Genomic DNA, 16,904 nt, shown 5'->3' with positions numbered 1-16,904 from the left:
GTGGAATACAAAATAACCTGATGAAAGAAGGCCCTTTATCCGATATTGACTTTGCAAGAGAAGTACTATTCCTCGAATCGGAAGCAATAAAAAATCTGATCAATCGTCTGGACCATAATTTTCAAGAGGCGGTTGATTTAGTCTTTCACTGTGAAGGCCGGGTGGTAGTTACCGGCATTGGGAAGGCAGGAATTATTGGCCAAAAGATTTCTGCGACGCTGGCCAGTACGGGAACTCCTTCATACTGGATACATTCGTCAGAGGCAAGGCATGGTGACCTTGGGCGCATTGTTACAAACGACATCGTTTTGGCGCTTTCTAATAGCGGCGAAACAGAGGTTGTTACGCTCTTGCCCTGGGTGAAACAGATTGGGGCAAAGGTGATTGCTATGACGGGAAACAATAAGTCTTCTTTAGCCCAGCACAGTGACGTTGTTCTTGACATCGGGAAGATTGAGGAACCATGCCCTTTAGGCCTTGCCCCATCGGCAAGTTCAACTGCAATGCTCGCTCTCGGTGATGCATTGGCCCTTACGATTTTTAAAAAGCGAAACCTCGGAAAAGAAGATTATGCATTTTATCATCCGGGCGGGGAGCTTGGCAGGAAATTGCTTACCGTAGAAATGGTCATGCGCAAGGATGAAGAGAACCCCGTGGCCGACGAGGACATGCCTTTGTTGGATGTTCTTGCAATTATGACGGAAACAGCAGGTAAGCCAGGTGCTGTGAGTGTTGTTGATAAGCAAAAAAAACTCGTAGGATTTTTTACTGATGGTGACCTGCGAAGACATTTAAAAGACGGTATATCATTTTTGCATTGCAGTGTGAAGGAGGTTATGACCCGGTCGCCCAAAGTTATTCATGCCAGTTGCTTGGCTGCCGAGGCATACAAGATACTAAAAGATCATAAAATCGACCAACTTCCCGTAGTTGATAATTCCAATATACCTATCGGAATCATAGATGTGCAAGATTTACTGGAGGTTGGATTTTAAAAGTTAACTTGATAAAAAATATAAAGCTTGTCATTGCTGATGTTGATGGTGTTTTAACGGATGGCACCATTTATATTGATTCTCAGGGATGCGAAACAAAGGCGTTCAGTGTGTTGGATGGTACTGGCATTTCATACCTCCATCGTGCTGGTATCAAAACCGCAATTATCAGCGGGAGGAACTGTGATGCTGTCATACATCGGGCAAAAGAATTGGGTATCGGGGATGTATATCAGGGAATCAAAAACAAATTAGATGCCTATCAAGAGATTCTCAGAAAACACGCACTCCGGGATGAAGAGATATGTTATATAGGTGATGACCTTATAGACCTCCCCATATTCAGCCGTGTGGGATTTTCCGTTGCAGTCGCCAATGCCTCACCTATCGTTAAACGCCAATCTGACTATGTTACAAGGGCAAAGGGAGGATTCGGTGCAGTAAGAGAGGTTGCAGAAAAGATACTCAAATTCCAGGAAAAATGGCATTTCATTATGGAGCGCTATAAGAAACCTGATACACAAGGAGAAAAAACGTGAATGCTCAAAATATCGAAAACCTTCAACATACTATTAAGGCATTTATTAGAAAAGGAGAAAAATGCTATATTGCAGAGTGTTATGAAATTGCTGTTGTTACACAGGGGAAAACCCTAGATGAAACAATTGATAATCTTGAAGAAGCAATAAGGCTTCATTTAGAAAATGAAGATTTATCTGAGTTCGGTTTAGCCCCTAATCCGACTTTATTAGTAACTATGGAGTTGGAAGCTATAGCTGATGTCGCCTAAATTAAAAAGGCTTTCTGGAAAAGAAATTATTTCAACTTTAAACAAATTTGGTTTTGTTATTTTTACTCAAAGGGGTAGCCACATAAAACTCAAACGTATTGGTTCTGCCGGAGATAAGCAGACATTAACAATTCCTTCCCATGATGAGCTTGACGTAGGAACATTGCGTGCAATAGTAAGACAAGCCAGTCGTTATATTCCAGAAGAACAATTAAAACCTTATTTTTATAGTAAATGATTAAATCATAATAAAGGGTGTTTTTTTATTTTCACACTACCATGACCATCCGAAGATATATACTCATTGGCATTCCCGCTGCCTGCATACTCTCTATCATCGTATCACTTGTTATCTCCAAGCCAAAAAAAGAGATTGGGAATCAAAAGGAAAATCCTTCCCCACGGAAACAGGCTCGTAATATAAGTAATATAACTGGCACAGACACAGTAACACAAGCGGTTCGGGGTTTGACTATGCCAAATTACGATGAACAGGGGAAAGAAGTTGTAATTATGCGTGGAGAAAATACCCTCCTTCTAAATGATAATGTCTATAAAATCATTGCCCCGGAAATTGAAGTCCTGGACTCTGCAAAACCTGAAAGTGAAACGTATTCTTTTTTGATTACATCCAACACGGGGGAGATGGATAAGACCTCCGATGAAGGCTATCTCTCCGATAATGTGGTTGTCCATATCGACCCGGAAACCCAGCTTAATACCGACTATCTGAGATATTTACCCGAGAAAAAGTTTGTATATACCGACGATCCTGTTGCCATCAATGGAAAGGGTGTAAAAATTGTAGGACAGGGCTGCGAAATAGATCTTATTAATAAGAAGATGTGGATTAAAAAAGACGCAGAGATGGAAATGGATGGTATTAAAAACGACCTCTTTTTTTTGTCACAGAACAGTACTCAGCAAACTGTGCAGAATCAGTCAGAGGAAAATAGTACGAAAGAAACACCGCTCGAAAAAACCTTCATCCGGTCGAGCGGACAACTTGTTTTTGACAGACGTCCTGATGCAAATATCATGACTTTTAACGACAATGTTGAGATTAAAAAGGGTAGTTCGACTGTTTTTTCCGACAAGCTGGTCGTTTTTTTAGACCCAGAAACCAAGAAAACAAAACAGGCCATTGCCAGCGGGAATGTACTTGCATCACAAGGAACAAAAATTGCCAAGGGAAGCTTTTTAACCTGGGATGTCAATACTCAAAGCGCAATTCTTGAAGATGCTCAGAAGGCAGAATTTGTCGAAGACAATCTGAATATTGACGCGCAGAAAATGATTTTCTATAAGGATACGGGTAAAATAGACGTTCCGAGTTCCGGCAGCTTAAAAGCCACGATGAAAGAAAAAGAGGGTAAAAAAAAGACCCTTGCTAAAGCAGAGGGTGACGACAAAAACATTCGTGTAAAATGGGATGGGAAAATGAATTTTTTGGACGATGTACGAGAGGCAAATTTTGAAAAGAACGTTGAGGTAAGGAAAGAAAATTCAACCTTGTTATGCGATAATCTTACCGTGACATTTAATGATTATGATTATAACCTGCAGACTCTGAAGGCGACAGAAAAAATACACATCATCGATAAAAAGGGCAGCTTATTCAACGAGGCCGTTGGAGATCATGCCACCTGGGATGCAAAAAATAAAGTTACCGTCTTGAGAGGACAACCCTTCGCTTTGCTGAGAGAAGGAAACAAAAGACAAATTCTTGCCCCCAGGGTTTTATTTTATGGGGATGGAAAGAAAATATTGTGTGAGGGCAAGGGCAGTTTATATGAAAAGGGGGAAGAAAAACTTTCCAATGAAGATCCTGAGGAAACGGACATAAAGGTCAACTGGGCTAAAAAAATGATCTATAACGATACATTAAAAAAAACGAGCTTTTATGAAGCGGTGGAGGTTACGAAAGGTGAACAAAAGTTGAACGGAGACCAAATTGATGCCTATCTGGACCGTGACAATAAGATAACGCAAATCATTGCTACGGGCAATGTCTATTTTTTTGGCAAGAGTTTGGGTGGCAGTGAAGGATTGGGATCACTCTTCACCTGGGATTTAATAAAAAATGTAGCCATACTGACAGGCAATCCAAAGGCGGAATTACGAAAGGAAGGCTCACGAACATTTTCAGAAAAGGTATATTTTGATATGGCAGAAAACCGGGTTACCTGGGAAGGCAGACCACACTGGCAACTCATCAGCAAAGAAACAAAAAGTTCGGAGAAATAAAGAGATGCGTTATATTCCAATTATTATTTCTCTTTTACTAACCCTTCCGTTAGTGTCCGTTTTTGCACAGAACACCAGGCAGGTCGAAATCTTTGCGCGTCATGGTGTATTAGAAGATGTCCCGGAAAATACGTTTGCAGCATTAGAAAGGGTTGCCGAGTTAGGCATCGATGGGATTGAAGTTGATATCCGGCAAACAAAAGATAATCAGCTTATATTGATGTGCGACGAAACGATCGATAGAACAACCGATGGGAAAGGGCGCGTTGACCAGTTGTTATATGCCGAGATACAACAGTATGATGCCGGCTCGTGGCGAGGCATTGCGTTCAGGAAAGAACGGGTGCCCTTACTTTCCGATGTCCTGAAATTTTGCAAAGTTAATGATCTCAAATTGATCCTGAATGCCAAACAAGCTTGTTTGGAAAAACAAGTGTTGAATCTTGTTAATGAGTCCGGGATGTCTTCGCAGGTATATTTATGGGGGACACTGAGGAATCTTAACACAGAAGATGCAGAATCCTATGGGAAAGAACTCGTTTTTGTATCGCCAGAGGAAATGACAGAAGAAAAAATTAATCGGATACACGAGGAAAAGAAATATGCACTCTCGGTCATACTTGAAAATGATGACAGAAAAGCGATAAAGGAGCGTATCAAGGTAGGAGTGGATGTTATCCTGGCAGATTATCCCTGTGTTGCCATGGATATCCTGAATATGAGAAGCCGGATAAATGTCAGGGAAAGACCGAGAAAAAGAGGTATTGCAGGTTCACCGCAAGACACAAACAATAATGCAGTATACCTTCAGGGACAAGTAAAAAATCTGGTAAAAACAATGGAGGATGCTGACTATGATAAAGCAAAGACTGCTGCTATGGCACTGATGGTGTTGCCGCAGAAGTATACGATACCCCCTCTTTTAAAACTTCTTGAAGATAGAAGACCACAGGTAAAACAAAACGCTGCCTGGGCACTCGGATTTTGCGGTGATGAGAGTGCAGCGGCATACACACAATCTCTCCTCAGAGACAAAAACACTGCGGTACGGAGAGAAGCAGTTCTTGCGTTGAAACGGCTAGGTGCTGCACAATCGGTTCCAGCGCTTGTAGAAACATTAAAGACCGAAACCGATCAGGATGTAAAATATGATATTGCACGGGCTTTAGGAACACTTGGAGACCAAAGTATTGTTTTCACATTAAGTACTCTACTTACGAAAGAAAAAAGCTGGCATGTGAAAAGTGGTTGTGTGGAGGCATTGGGTCATATTGGCAGCGATAAGGCTATGAATATCCTGGCTAAGATTTTGGTTACCGATGCCGGGGAAGATGCTGCATGGACACGAACGAAGGCGGCGTGGGCATTGGCTGCAATTGGTGAAAAATCCATCCCTTTGCTGACGCGCGCCCTGAACGACAATGAGGAAGTGACAAGACGCAGGGCGGGATGGGCGCTGGTAAAGATTGGCAGTCCGTCGGTAAAGGCATTAATCAGTTCATTGCGCGAAATTAACAAGCATACAAGGGAACGTGTGGCACAAACCCTTGGTTGGATTGATGACGAAAAGGCAGTTACTTCACTCATATGGGCACTCAAGGATAAAGAACCGTCTGTTGTGAGTGCCGCGGCATGGGCATTGGGCAGGATTGGCAATCCCAAAGCACTTTCTGCGCTCCAGGGTCTGGTCAACAACAAAAATGAAGATGTCCGGGAGAATGCGGTTGAGGCCATGGAAAGAATCGCGGCAAAAAAAGAAAAAACGGCCTATTATACAGAACCTGCACAAAAACCATAAAACATGGTTGATTAATGCGTAATTTTTCAATATTATAGTATTTTTTATTTGCATTAAAAATACTTAAGAAAGGTTTTGTTTTGATGAAACGCAGCCTTGTATATCTTGTGGGTGCAGGTCCGGGTGACCCACGGCTTATTACGGTAAAAGGCCTGGAATGTATAAAAAAAGCCGATGTAATTATATACGATTATCTGGTAAACGTAGACCTCCTCAAAGTCGCCAGGCCCGATGCAGAATTTATCTATGTCGGTAAACAGGGAGGTGCACATACCCTCGAACAAGACGAGATTAATCAACTGCTCGTGAAAAAGGCGCAGGAAGACAAAATAGTTACCCGGCTAAAGGGTGGCGATCCGTACGTCTTTGGACGCGGCGGAGAAGAGGCATTGGTACTCTATGAAAATCACGTACCTTTTGAGGTAGTTCCTGGCATTACTGCGGCTATTGCAACTCCTAATTATGCAGGTATCCCTGTTACCCATCGTGACTTTACCTCCACCTTTGGACTAATCACCGGGCATGAAGATCCCACAAAAGACGAAAGCTCGATCGATTGGGCAAAGATAAGCACCGGAATCGGTACGCTTGCATTTTATATGGGAATCAAAAACCTTCCGTATATTACCGGACAGCTCATGAAACACGGCCGTTCCAAAGATACCCCTGTTGCCGTAATCCGGTGGGGAACCACACCACAGCAAAAGACCGTGATAGGGACGCTGGGTACGATTGTCCAGAAGGCTAAGGACATCCGTCCGCCGGCAATTACCATAGTTGGTGAAGTGGTAAAACTGCGGGAACAACTCAACTGGTTTGAGACGAAACCATTATTCGGGAAGACGATTGTCGTGACGCGTTCGAGGGAGCAGGCGAGTGAGTTTGCAGATCAATTATACGAACATGGTGCACAGGTCATCGAATTTCCTACCATTGAGATTGCGAAACCGGATGCTGTTCAACCCCTGGATGAAGCTATTAATAACATCCAATCCTATGATTGGCTGGTCTTTACCAGTATCAACGGTGTTGATGCCTTTTTCCAGCGTCTGCTCGAACTGGGAAAGGATGTCCGTGATCTTAAGGGCATTAAGGTTTGTGCTATTGGTCCGGCAACGGAAGGTGGTATTGAAAAGTACCACATAAAGGTTGATTGCAAACCACCAAAGTTTGTTGCAGAGTCCGTTGTTGAAGAGTTAAAAAAGGTTACCGGTATAAGAGGCCAAAGATTTTTGCTGCCAAGGGCAGATATTGCCAGAAGCTTTCTCCCCGAAGAACTTCAAAAGTTGGGGGGAGAGGTGACCGATTTAGTAGCTTATAAGACCATCATGGCACAACCCAAAAATATCAATCTTGTTGACAAAATTAAAAACGGAGAAATTCATATTATTACGTTCACAAGCTCTTCAACCGTCAGGAATTTTGTGCAAATTGTTGGCGAGAAAAACATTGCTGAATTGAATGGGCACGTGCAGTTTGCCAGCATCGGCCCAATTACCACACAAACCGCAGAGGAGATGGGACTTCGCGTTACGATCAGGGCTGATGAATATACCATTCCTGGATTAGTCAGTGCTATCCTGGAAAGTACCACTTCTGCGGGGAAGAGACTTACAGAGACTTGATTAAAATCCACAATCGCAAATCCGAGGTCGTAGAAGCGGCAAGACCATTACATCCCTCACGATCCGCGACAGCATCAACCGAAAAAGAATTATGGGGGATAACGCATATACTCGTTTTAGGGTATAGATAACCCCCTTAAATCCCCCTAGCCCAACTTTCGCAGAAAGTTGGGCTAAATCATTCTGGGGCGAATCAGCAACTCCTGGGCCTGTCAAAACTGAACGCGTTAGAAGCAATACCTAAAATTGGTACACTCTCATTCGCCATCATCCCCTTCTTAACGTATCATTTTCACTTTGTACACAAACGTTGAACAAGGTGCAGTCTGATTTCACGCAATTTAGCCAAACCGGATGGTGGTCGACTACTTCTGATTACGACGTCTGAAATCGTAACCGCTTCTCGGGTGAGACTAGCCTTTTCAAAGATCCCTGCCGAAGGACAATGTACTACCCGGGCGGTGAAGATAACTGCCTGTTTTATCAGTTGCAAAGCATTAGAGCACAGACACCGATGGAAATCCGTATATAAGAGAAAAACAAGATCCATCCGTGCCGCTTTATACAGGTAGAGAATGCTTGGCCAATAGTGACCACATAATCGGCTTTGATGGCTGAGGTACAGGTAATAATGACTCCTGGACCAGCGATAGACGAACGATGGGATATCAGGATATCGCTTTTTTACATCCCCTATTACTATAAAGTTTGACCTTTCCATGGATCTATAATTAAAAGACATACTACCATTTACTTTGCGATATCCTATAAGAAACTCTTTTACTGCACGAAACTTATAGGATTCGGCAATACGAAGATAGAGATCGCGGTCTTCGCAACCTTGAGCATTTTGCTTGAAAAGTCGGGTGCTATAGCCACCAACTTTTTCAAAACACACGCGGCGAATCAAGGGCGCGCTAGAATTACCAATAATATTGATAAATATCAACGCCACAAAAACATCACCCTCTAGACGGGAAGCGATGTATCTACCTGTCAGTAGACCTCTTTCATCGATAGACACAGACCATGCGTAGACGAGCCCTGTACTTGGCTCTGCATGTAACATACAATCTACCTGTTTTTCAATTTTCCGAGGATACCAAATATCATCGGCATCAATAGGCGCTATAAACTCACCCCGGGACTTTTTAATAGCCAGGTTACGTGCTGCTGCGACTCCGGAATTTGATTGGCGCAAGAGTATAACGCGGTCATCATGCCGCATAATTGATTCCACAGTCTGTGCAGTTTTATCATGTGAGCCGTCATCAACTACAACAACCTCAATATTTTTGTAAGTTTGAGAGAGTACCGAATTCAAAGTTTGCAGAATATAAGCTTCCGCATTATACGCAGGAATAATAACCGATACCAGTGGCTTCATAGAACGGATGTTCACCCCAAGGTGAAAAATAAAAAGGCAGTAAAAGCCTTATATTTGTTGGTTTTTACGGCGAACAGGAAGTTTTTTTCTCGTGACTACCCGTATGTTCCGGCATGGCAAGACCTCCGGCAACTTTATCTGCAATGCCTCTAATAATTCACGTGATTGTTGTCGTGGACGCGGTATCTTCTGACAACGCGCATTTTGGCCCTTCACCTTCACTTCCATCGAACAAATGGTCGCCAATTGTTTGAGACCTTCCTCTACCGTCAGATCAAAACCCGCCCACGCATCGCGTAACCTTCGGATTACCATATATGCAAGCATTACCACAAACACATGCCCTCGCGTACTCTCCTCCTTTCTCACGTACACGGGACGAACCTCAAGATTCACCGTCTTGCACTCCCGAAACACCTTCTCTACCTCCGACAAGTCCTTGTATCGGTCGTGTACCAGATAGGTGTCCGCCTCGTTCTCCTTCAAGTCCGTCTTGATTGCATAGCATCCGTCAAGATACGATTCTTCCTTTACTGCCTCCTCGTCCCTCTCTATCTTCAGCGTCCCGGCTTCGTCTTTTATCTGTACCCACGTCTCATGCTTCAGTTTCTTGAGCCTTTCCTTTGCTGCGTCCAGCGCCTTCGCTACCGATGCCCTCGGATGCTCTCTCAAATATCCATTCTTCCTCTCGATGTATCTCTCCATACTCTGCAATTTTGATATGCGTGTCTTCGCCATCTCTTCCATCCTCGTCGGATTGCGCCTCAGAATATATCGAATCCCCCCATCCTTTATCTCGCAGAGCTTTTCTTCAAACAACCCTAATTGCAGAATCCCTTTTTTTATCAACGCCTCTATCTGCGGCTTGGTTATTGCCGTTATGTAATGAAATCCTTCCGGTAAACGTTCGATCTGCATCGTCTTGATCATCCCACGATCGCCTACGATCGTCACTTCTGCGCACCCAAACCGCTCTAATACCTTCCTTGCCTGAGACTCAAAGGTCTTTGTGTCCTGGGTATTACCACTAAAAACCTCCGTTGATACCGGCTCCCCAGATTCATCGCACAACATACCAATCACGATCTGTTTTTTCCCCTTCTTGCCGTCACGATTATACCCATATTCACCAAAATGATTCATCTCCCCCTCTAAATAACTGCTCGTCACGTTATATAAAAACAGCTTCGGCTTCTTGCCTCCCCGTCTTAACTTAAACAGCTTTCGCTCTATCTTTGCCTGATTCTCCGACAACCACAACAAATTATCGTACAGATTATTCTCGTCAAATCCATGCTTCATATCCAATACATCACCCGCTGCATGTACCTGCGCCAGCCTTACCGCCGAGAGTCTTGATCCCTGATCTATCACCCGCGCCATTACCTGCCACAGCGCCAGCTTCCCCTCAAAGTCCTTCCCCAATGCCTCCTCTATCCCTAATTCCTTTGCCACCTGGTACACACTCCAGACCGCCCCGACGGACAACCCCTCCTGGAGTTCCACCGATTCTGACAATGCACCCAATGCACTGAGATCCTCTTTGTGGCTGAGCGCAAGCCTTATCGCTTCTATCTCCTGGGGTGCGCAATTCGACAGATTTGCAATGGTGCGTTTCCTGACCTTTCCTTCCTCCCGATACGATTCTCGCAGAAGAATGGAACGATAGATTTTTTTGCCGGATTTTGATTTGTTTTCTACAATATGCATGTCCACCATTATATAGAGCATAACCGCTATTATCAAGTATAATATTTATTAATAGCAATATATTAGTGACTACATATTGTCAACCACTAACTGGCTACATATTTCATACTTGTGTATTTTGGCTGGGGTGAACATCCGATAGAAGGTATTACGTTTTGAAATAAAAATTCAAGTGATGGGTCGAATTGTCCTTTCTGAAATGGCTGGAAGCAGAAAATTGATTTTGACCAAAATTGTTTAGCATATTTAAGGTTTTTATTTTTATTACAATAGAGCGATCGGTTAATACTAACATAATTATTGGCTGTTAAATGAGTTTATGCATAATTTTTTTATTCATGTTCAAATATTTTCATAACTTGTGTTTTATCAATATATTATGATAGAATTTTCCTTGACTTCTATCCTTAAAACTGTTATCAATTGGACTCATAAGTAGGCCAAAACAAAGAAATGCCTTCTGGCGTTTACTCCGTGCTTACGAAGGGGATATGTTATTGAAGAGCTGTGTATGGCAACCCCCGTATAGTTTTGTGATAAAAGTCTGATCTATTTTGACAAAATCATTTTTCTATTTTACTAAAAATTTTAGGCAAAGCTGGTTTCGCTGCATTAGAACAATCATTCTGTTTGTTTGCCAGAAAATTTGAAATGAAAACAGATGCGGAAATTTTAGATTTAATTGACCAAAAGCTGCTTAATGAATAATCATAAAAAAACGCAACCATTAGTGTCCTCAATCATTATCTTTCTGAATGGTGAACAATTTATCGAAGAAGCGATTGCCAGCATCTTTGCCCAATCCTATGATAATTGGGAACTCCTGCTGGTGGATGACGGTTCTACGGATAGCAGTACCCTTATCGCCCAGAAACATGCCCAAAAATATCCTAAAAAGGTGTTCTATCTGGAACACGAGGGACATCAGAATAAGGGCATGAGCGCCTCCCGCAATTTAGGGATCAGTCAGGCAAAAGGTAAATATATTGGCTTTTTAGATGTCGATGATATTTGGCTACCTAAAAAACTGGAAGAGCAAGTGGCGTTACTGACATCATACAAAGAAGCAGCAATGGTTTATGGACGCACCCAAATATGGTACAGTTGGACTGGCAAGCCTGAAGATCATCAACGCGATTATTTTTATAATTTGGGTGTGCAGCCCAATTCTTTGGTCAATCCGCCAAAGTTGTTATTACTCCTGATACTAAATAAATGTCAAACCCCTACTACCTGCAATGCTTTAATACGACGTGAGGTATTTGAGCAAATTGGCAAATTTGAAGATGTCTTTCACACCATGTATGAAGACCAGGTCTTTTTTTCCAAGGTGCTATTACAAAAACCTGTGTTTGTTGCAGGTCAATGTTGGGCAAGATATCGCCAACATTTTCAGAGTTGCAGCGAACAAACAGAAAATCAAAAATATTATCTGACCAGAAGGCCCTTTTTAAACTGGCTGGGCAATTATTTATCAAAACAACAGGTGAAAGACCAGGAGATTTGGCAGGTTTTCCAGCGGGAAATGTGGCAATGCAAACATCCGCTATTATTCTCTTTGTTGGACAGGGTAAAATATCGTTTAAATTCCATTCGTAAAAGATATTTGATGCTATAAGTTCATACCTGATATGGGCGATCGGCTCGTTGTTTAGACGCTGATTTGATAAATCGAAACAGTTTAGTTTTTTGAAAGATGAGTTGTGCTTTTTAAGTCCCTATAGGGACGTGAGGCAATAGGCAGGCAATTTATTGCCTGTGTTAAGAGAAAGATAAAAATAAGCCCTGTAGGGGCGAATGAAGATTATGGATACAAAATCGTCTCAATCGTCCCTACGGGACTGTATTTCTCTTTGATAAAAATACAGGCAATAAATTGCCTGCCTATGAGCAATTTGCCCCTCCGGGGCGAAATCAGCACAAGGCTTTGCCTTGATAGTTTTTCAAAAAACGAAAGTGTTACGATAAATCTTACCGCTCACACGGGAGCGGTCCATTTGGTGCAAGATTCAGGTCATAGCATCAGCACCAATACTCGTTCCCAAACTCCTGTTTGGGAACACACTTCCAGAAAAACTGAGTTTCTCTGCCATTACGCTCCCAAACGGAGTTTGGGAGCGAGCAGTTTACAGATATTTTTCAAATAACTAAATTGTTACAAGAATAGGTTACTGATACCTCCACTTCAACAATTGCTTTTCAAATTCTTCTCCATTCCAATCAAGTACTTCGAAACGTGGCAGCTGAAAGCTGTCAGTTTTTGAAGATATAACGCCCGCCTTCGTAGAGCAGGCGCAGGAAAATCCTGCTTCTTTGACCAGCGCAATCGTCTCTGCTGTATAATCGCCATAGGGATAGGAGAAACTGGCTACAGGGTTTTTCAGAAGGTCGTCTAAATAGGCTTTACTTTGTAAAATTTCATGCTGCTGAAAAGCAATTGGTTGTGCAGGAAGAGAAGCATGCGTGACTGAGTGTGCGCCAACCTCAAACAGATTTCCTTTGCCGAATAATTTTATTTCTTCCGGAAGCAGTAAGCGGTGGGTTGATCGTGCACTTGGTTCGGCTCCTACCCATGTAATCAATTGATTCAGTACGTCTTGTTGCTCATTCTCATCCAGAGGCTTGAGTAAGTTCCATAGTACATAATAGATTTCATGGCGAATACTTGGTGCTTTTTCCCATGCCCGCCATGAGTTATTCTGGTGAACAATATCTTCATTGTATTGAACGTCTTTGCTCAAATGCCATTCGTATATTTTGCCCCTGATAGAAAGTTCGAGTGTTTCTGGCAATCTGACGGGCTGCAGGATCAGGCGGTCAAGTTCATCCCACCAAAACTCGCGATGCCGCTCAATACACCCTGTCGTAAGAAAGAAGGTTGCAGGGGTGTCATACCGTTCTAATAAAGGTTTTGCCGTGTGGAGATTATCAGCATAGCCATCGTCAAAGGTTATAATCACAGATCGCCTGGGAATTTTACCGCGTCGAAGATAATGTGCCAGTTGATCGAGTCGTAACGTGCGGGCACATTTTTGTAAAACCTCCAGATGCTCCGAGAAATGCTGGGGAGTCACACAGAGTGACCAAGGGTCGGTTTTTATGTCAGTAATACGGTGATACATCAAAACGAGAGAACTAGACACTAATCGTTTCTTCAGTATTTGTAATCCTTTTTTTATTCTTGTAGTACCCGGTAATTTCACCATATAGATCATCATTTTATTGCTCTGACGGTAATTAAAAGCTCGTAATCAGGATCATAGTAATCCAGTTCATTTGTCTGCAATTCCTGTAAAGCCAATCCGTGTAAAAATGCTGTAGTGGCAAACACATTTCCAAATGCCCGAACCGAAACGTTTTCCTCTGGAAAAACCTCTCCGAATATCCTTTGTGCGGATAGGGCAGTGAAACTCCAGCACCAATATTTGTTCCATTGATCAATACTGATCTGACTTATACCGGGGAAAGTAGCCAACACTACACCTCCCGGTTTCAGGATGCGGTATATTGTTTGAAGCGCTGCCTGAAAATTATAGATAATATGCAATGTTTGCGTCAGAATCATACAGTCAAAAATCTCTGATGGGATATGCTCTGCGGATGTCAAGTCTCCAACGATAGTTGTTCCGGGAGTGCTGCCTAAGACATTAAGCACATCCCTGATAGTAACATTAATACCACCATATTTCTTTGTATATGAATCATCCCCGATTTCAAGCACCCGGCCCCTTATATGGTTTGCATTACTTGCAAGAAAATTTTCAATATAGTAACGATCTATAGCTGTCCCTCGGTCAAATCCAAACTCGCGGCTGATAGGTGTCAGACGTCTTAAGCTTCCAAAATCAATCATTTTCCGCGAAGAACGTTGTTTGTTATTGTTTTTTAGTACCTGTGATTTCTGTTCAAAAAAAATCCCAGTCGAGCGTTTCGATATTCGTTTCACAAATTGCTTCATCCTTTTCAAAGGATAGAAATCGCCTTTAAGCAACTGGTACATATACGGGTGGTGATATGGCCATAGCTTCCTTTGCAGGACATTTACAAGTCTGGCATCTTTGATTCCTTGTTCAGATAAATATCTTTCCAGCCAGGTCAGGAATTTAAAACGCGCCGGATTCTGGCGTAAAGGATGATATTCACCTGTTTTTATCGCGATGGAGGAACTTGACTCCGGATGCTGACGGTATTTGTCCCAGCAGCCATTATCAACAAACACCCATGCCTTACTACAGATTTTTGCCAGAAAAACCTGGTCTTCGTAAAGGAAACTGATAGCTTCTTCAAAACCGCCGACCTCTTTCATTATCTTGCTACGAATAAGGAGGGCGCAAATGCAAGGCACAATGCCTCCGTCCTTTAAAAAGAGGGTGAGCAGTTCAAGAGGTTTAAATAATGTCTTTGGCGTAACGCCTAGTTTTCCAAAGTAATCACGGTGAGCATCATGCGAATTCCCTGTCCAGCTAAACCAGTATAATGTGGGGCCATATACCATAGCAACATCTGGCTGTGATTCTAAAATTGCAACCTGACGCTGCAGCTTTTCGGGCAAATAAACGTCATCCGCATCAAGAAGTGCGATATAATCACCTCTTGCATGCATAAAACCCAGATTGCGGGAAATGCTTTTCCCCCGATTCTGATGATTGTCGTGCTCGCAATAACGTATTTTGGCAGGGCATTGTTCTGAATACTGTCTGGCAATGGCTGTACTGTCATCAGTAGAACCATCATCGATCAGCAGCAGTTCCCAATTATCATATGTTTGGGCAAGAACGCTTTCTATGGCTTCCCGTAAGAATTTCTCCTCATTTAAAAAAATAGTGATTACAGAAACAAGTGGCTTGGGATTCATTTTATTTTCCATACTATTAAAGTACGAACATTACAAAGCAAATCATGAAACACTACTTTTCCCTTTTTGTAGTTAGTGCAATCTAGCTTCGTGGTGTCGAGTGGTTCTATCGGGAATCATAGCCAATTTCTGTTTGTTCTTGGCATGTTCAAAGATATTAATGCAATCCCACGAGACTTCATTTTCGCATACAGAGTTTTGAAATGCTTTTTAGCATTGGTTTCATAGCCCATCTTTTTTTACCCTGACGGCTCAAAAAAACAGCGCTACACAGTTTCTGTATTAACGGTTTAAGACCAGACGTCATACATAATGCTTCCTGCAAAAATGAACTAACTGGCGGATCGTTCGGTGACTTTTGTGCAGCAGTTTTAGCATCCCAAAAAAAAGCCCGTCTTTAAAATAATCAAAACGGCGATACAAACTTGGATCGGTGGCATGCTTCAGTATCAAATGCTTTACGTATAAAGTGGCTCGGCGAGTCAACCCTGCCGTTCCAGTTTGCATTTCCAATGCCTCCAAGAAGGTTTTTAATTGGTATTCACATCTGGACCAGACTCGATACCACTCGCTACGAGGTCTAGCGGCAGAAACAATTGTATGGGTAAACAGGCATGAAGCAACTTCATTGGCATTCAGATCAGGACATCGCTCATCCTTTAGCATCTCCAATAATGATCGAGCGTCCTTTTCACCGCCAATAAGATACCCCGCACAAGCATAAAGCAAGTCATATTTATTCTTTGTCAATTTATCTCTTGGTAGCCCATTTGGATATACAGGATGGGAATAAGGTACTCGGAGATCCGGGCCATGACCTCGGTTCAACACTTTTATACCATCCACCAAAAGTTGGTGACCATTGCGGCTAAGGGAGTCCGGTCTCATCCGATAGCCAGCCAAAATCTCATTGACTGCACCAAAGCGAATGCCAGTTCGTGCTATACGTTGGAAAAGATCCCAATCTTCACAACTGCGATGTGAATTCTCAAAACAGCCGTGCAACTCTACCAATGACCGAGAGATAATGAAGGTATGAACAACCGAGACACAATACTGGGCGAATGCCACAAATAAATCTCCCTCCAGATTCGCAAAACGGGGAAAGACATGCTCGCCATCGGGTGTGACATAGGTCCAACCACAGTAAACAACTTTCAAACCAGGGTCAACCTTTAGTGCACTGGTTAGTCGATTGAGATGTTGTGGAAAAATCCAATCGTCAGCATCTAAAAACAGTAACCAGTTATATCGGGCATGCGTGATTCCACTGTTGCGAGCTCCGGATAGTCCTTGGTTAGTTTGTTTAATAATTCTGAAGCGGCTATCTTTTTCTATAAATTTATTGACGATAACAGAAGTATCGTCCGTTGACCCATCATCGACTATAATTGCCTCCCACTCTGTGAAGGTCTGATCAAGAAGAGATTGAAGTGTATCCGCGATTGTCCCTGCTGCATTGTAAGCTGGTATAATAACAGATACTTTCATATACAA

The 16,904-nt window shown here is 42.6% G+C and carries 13 protein-coding genes; 8 read left to right on the top strand and 5 right to left on the bottom strand.

What is annotated here, in order from left to right; genetic code table 11:
* Positions 1-20: 20 nt before the first annotated feature.
* The 7 genes from E3K36_01195 to cobA all read left to right on the top strand — a co-directional run bounded on the left by E3K36_01195 (position 21) and on the right by cobA (position 7,455).
* Complete coding sequence (locus tag E3K36_01195; GenBank protein MCF6153875.1) at positions 21-995, top strand: KpsF/GutQ family sugar-phosphate isomerase; 975 nt, start codon at positions 21-23, stop codon at positions 993-995.
* Entirely contained in the window at positions 989-1,534 is a 546-nt protein-coding gene (locus tag E3K36_01190) for an HAD-IIIA family hydrolase (GenBank protein ID MCF6153874.1), read from the top strand. Before E3K36_01195 ends, E3K36_01190 begins: the two co-directional genes overlap by 7 nt.
* 11 nt (positions 1,535-1,545) lie before the next feature.
* Positions 1,546-1,785 carry a type II toxin-antitoxin system HicB family antitoxin gene (locus tag E3K36_01185; GenBank protein ID MCF6153873.1) on the top strand — a complete coding sequence of 80 codons (240 nt, stop codon included), beginning with the start codon at positions 1,546-1,548 and terminating at the stop codon, positions 1,783-1,785.
* Complete coding sequence (locus tag E3K36_01180; GenBank protein ID MCF6153872.1) at positions 1,775-2,023, top strand: type II toxin-antitoxin system HicA family toxin; 249 nt, start codon at positions 1,775-1,777, stop codon at positions 2,021-2,023. The genes E3K36_01185 and E3K36_01180 overlap by 11 nt, the downstream gene beginning before the upstream one ends.
* A gap of 41 nt (positions 2,024-2,064) precedes the next feature.
* Positions 2,065-4,032 carry an LPS export ABC transporter periplasmic protein LptC gene (lptC, locus tag E3K36_01175; protein ID MCF6153871.1) on the top strand — a complete coding sequence of 656 codons (1,968 nt, stop codon included), beginning with the start codon at positions 2,065-2,067 and terminating at the stop codon, positions 4,030-4,032.
* Between the two features lie 4 nt (positions 4,033-4,036).
* The gene (locus tag E3K36_01170; GenBank protein MCF6153870.1) at positions 4,037-5,830 is read left to right on the top strand and encodes a hypothetical protein; all 1,794 of its coding nucleotides are present in this window, start codon (positions 4,037-4,039) and stop codon (positions 5,828-5,830) included.
* Between the two features lie 83 nt (positions 5,831-5,913).
* On the top strand, positions 5,914-7,455 hold the full coding sequence (gene cobA / locus E3K36_01165; protein MCF6153869.1) for a uroporphyrinogen-III C-methyltransferase: 1,542 nt from the start codon (positions 5,914-5,916) through the stop codon (positions 7,453-7,455).
* A gap of 292 nt (positions 7,456-7,747) precedes the next feature.
* Here cobA and E3K36_01160 read toward each other — a convergent pair whose 3' ends face one another.
* Both E3K36_01160 and E3K36_01155 read right to left on the bottom strand, forming a co-directional pair.
* Complete coding sequence (locus E3K36_01160; GenBank protein MCF6153868.1) at positions 7,748-8,842, bottom strand: glycosyltransferase family 2 protein; 1,095 nt, start codon at positions 8,840-8,842, stop codon at positions 7,748-7,750.
* 48 nt (positions 8,843-8,890) lie between these two features.
* On the bottom strand, positions 8,891-10,573 hold the full coding sequence (locus E3K36_01155) for an IS1634 family transposase (GenBank protein ID MCF6153867.1): 1,683 nt from the start codon (positions 10,571-10,573) through the stop codon (positions 8,891-8,893).
* A 679-nt stretch (positions 10,574-11,252) separates the two neighbouring features.
* Between E3K36_01155 and E3K36_01150 the strand changes: the two genes are divergently transcribed.
* On the top strand, positions 11,253-12,170 hold the full coding sequence (locus E3K36_01150) for a glycosyltransferase family 2 protein (GenBank protein MCF6153866.1): 918 nt from the start codon (positions 11,253-11,255) through the stop codon (positions 12,168-12,170).
* 550 nt (positions 12,171-12,720) lie between these two features.
* Here the strand turns inward: E3K36_01150 and E3K36_01145 are convergent.
* The 3 genes from E3K36_01145 to E3K36_01135 form a co-directional block, all read right to left on the bottom strand.
* The gene (locus E3K36_01145) at positions 12,721-13,755 is read right to left on the bottom strand and encodes a polysaccharide deacetylase family protein (GenBank protein MCF6153865.1); all 1,035 of its coding nucleotides are present in this window, start codon (positions 13,753-13,755) and stop codon (positions 12,721-12,723) included.
* Positions 13,756-13,766: 11 nt separating this feature from the next.
* The gene (locus tag E3K36_01140) at positions 13,767-15,407 is read right to left on the bottom strand and encodes a glycosyltransferase (GenBank protein ID MCF6153864.1); all 1,641 of its coding nucleotides are present in this window, start codon (positions 15,405-15,407) and stop codon (positions 13,767-13,769) included.
* A gap of 303 nt (positions 15,408-15,710) precedes the next feature.
* Positions 15,711-16,898, bottom strand: coding sequence for a glycosyltransferase family 2 protein (locus E3K36_01135; protein MCF6153863.1), 1,188 nt, complete (start codon positions 16,896-16,898; stop codon positions 15,711-15,713).
* Between the last annotated feature and the right edge of the window lie 6 nt (positions 16,899-16,904).

This window comes from Candidatus Brocadia sp. (assembly GCA_021646415.1).
Classification (GTDB): domain Bacteria; phylum Planctomycetota; class Brocadiia; order Brocadiales; family Brocadiaceae; genus Brocadia.
The sequence above is the reverse complement of the archived record's forward strand: the minus strand, read 5'-3'. Positions and strand labels throughout refer to the sequence as shown.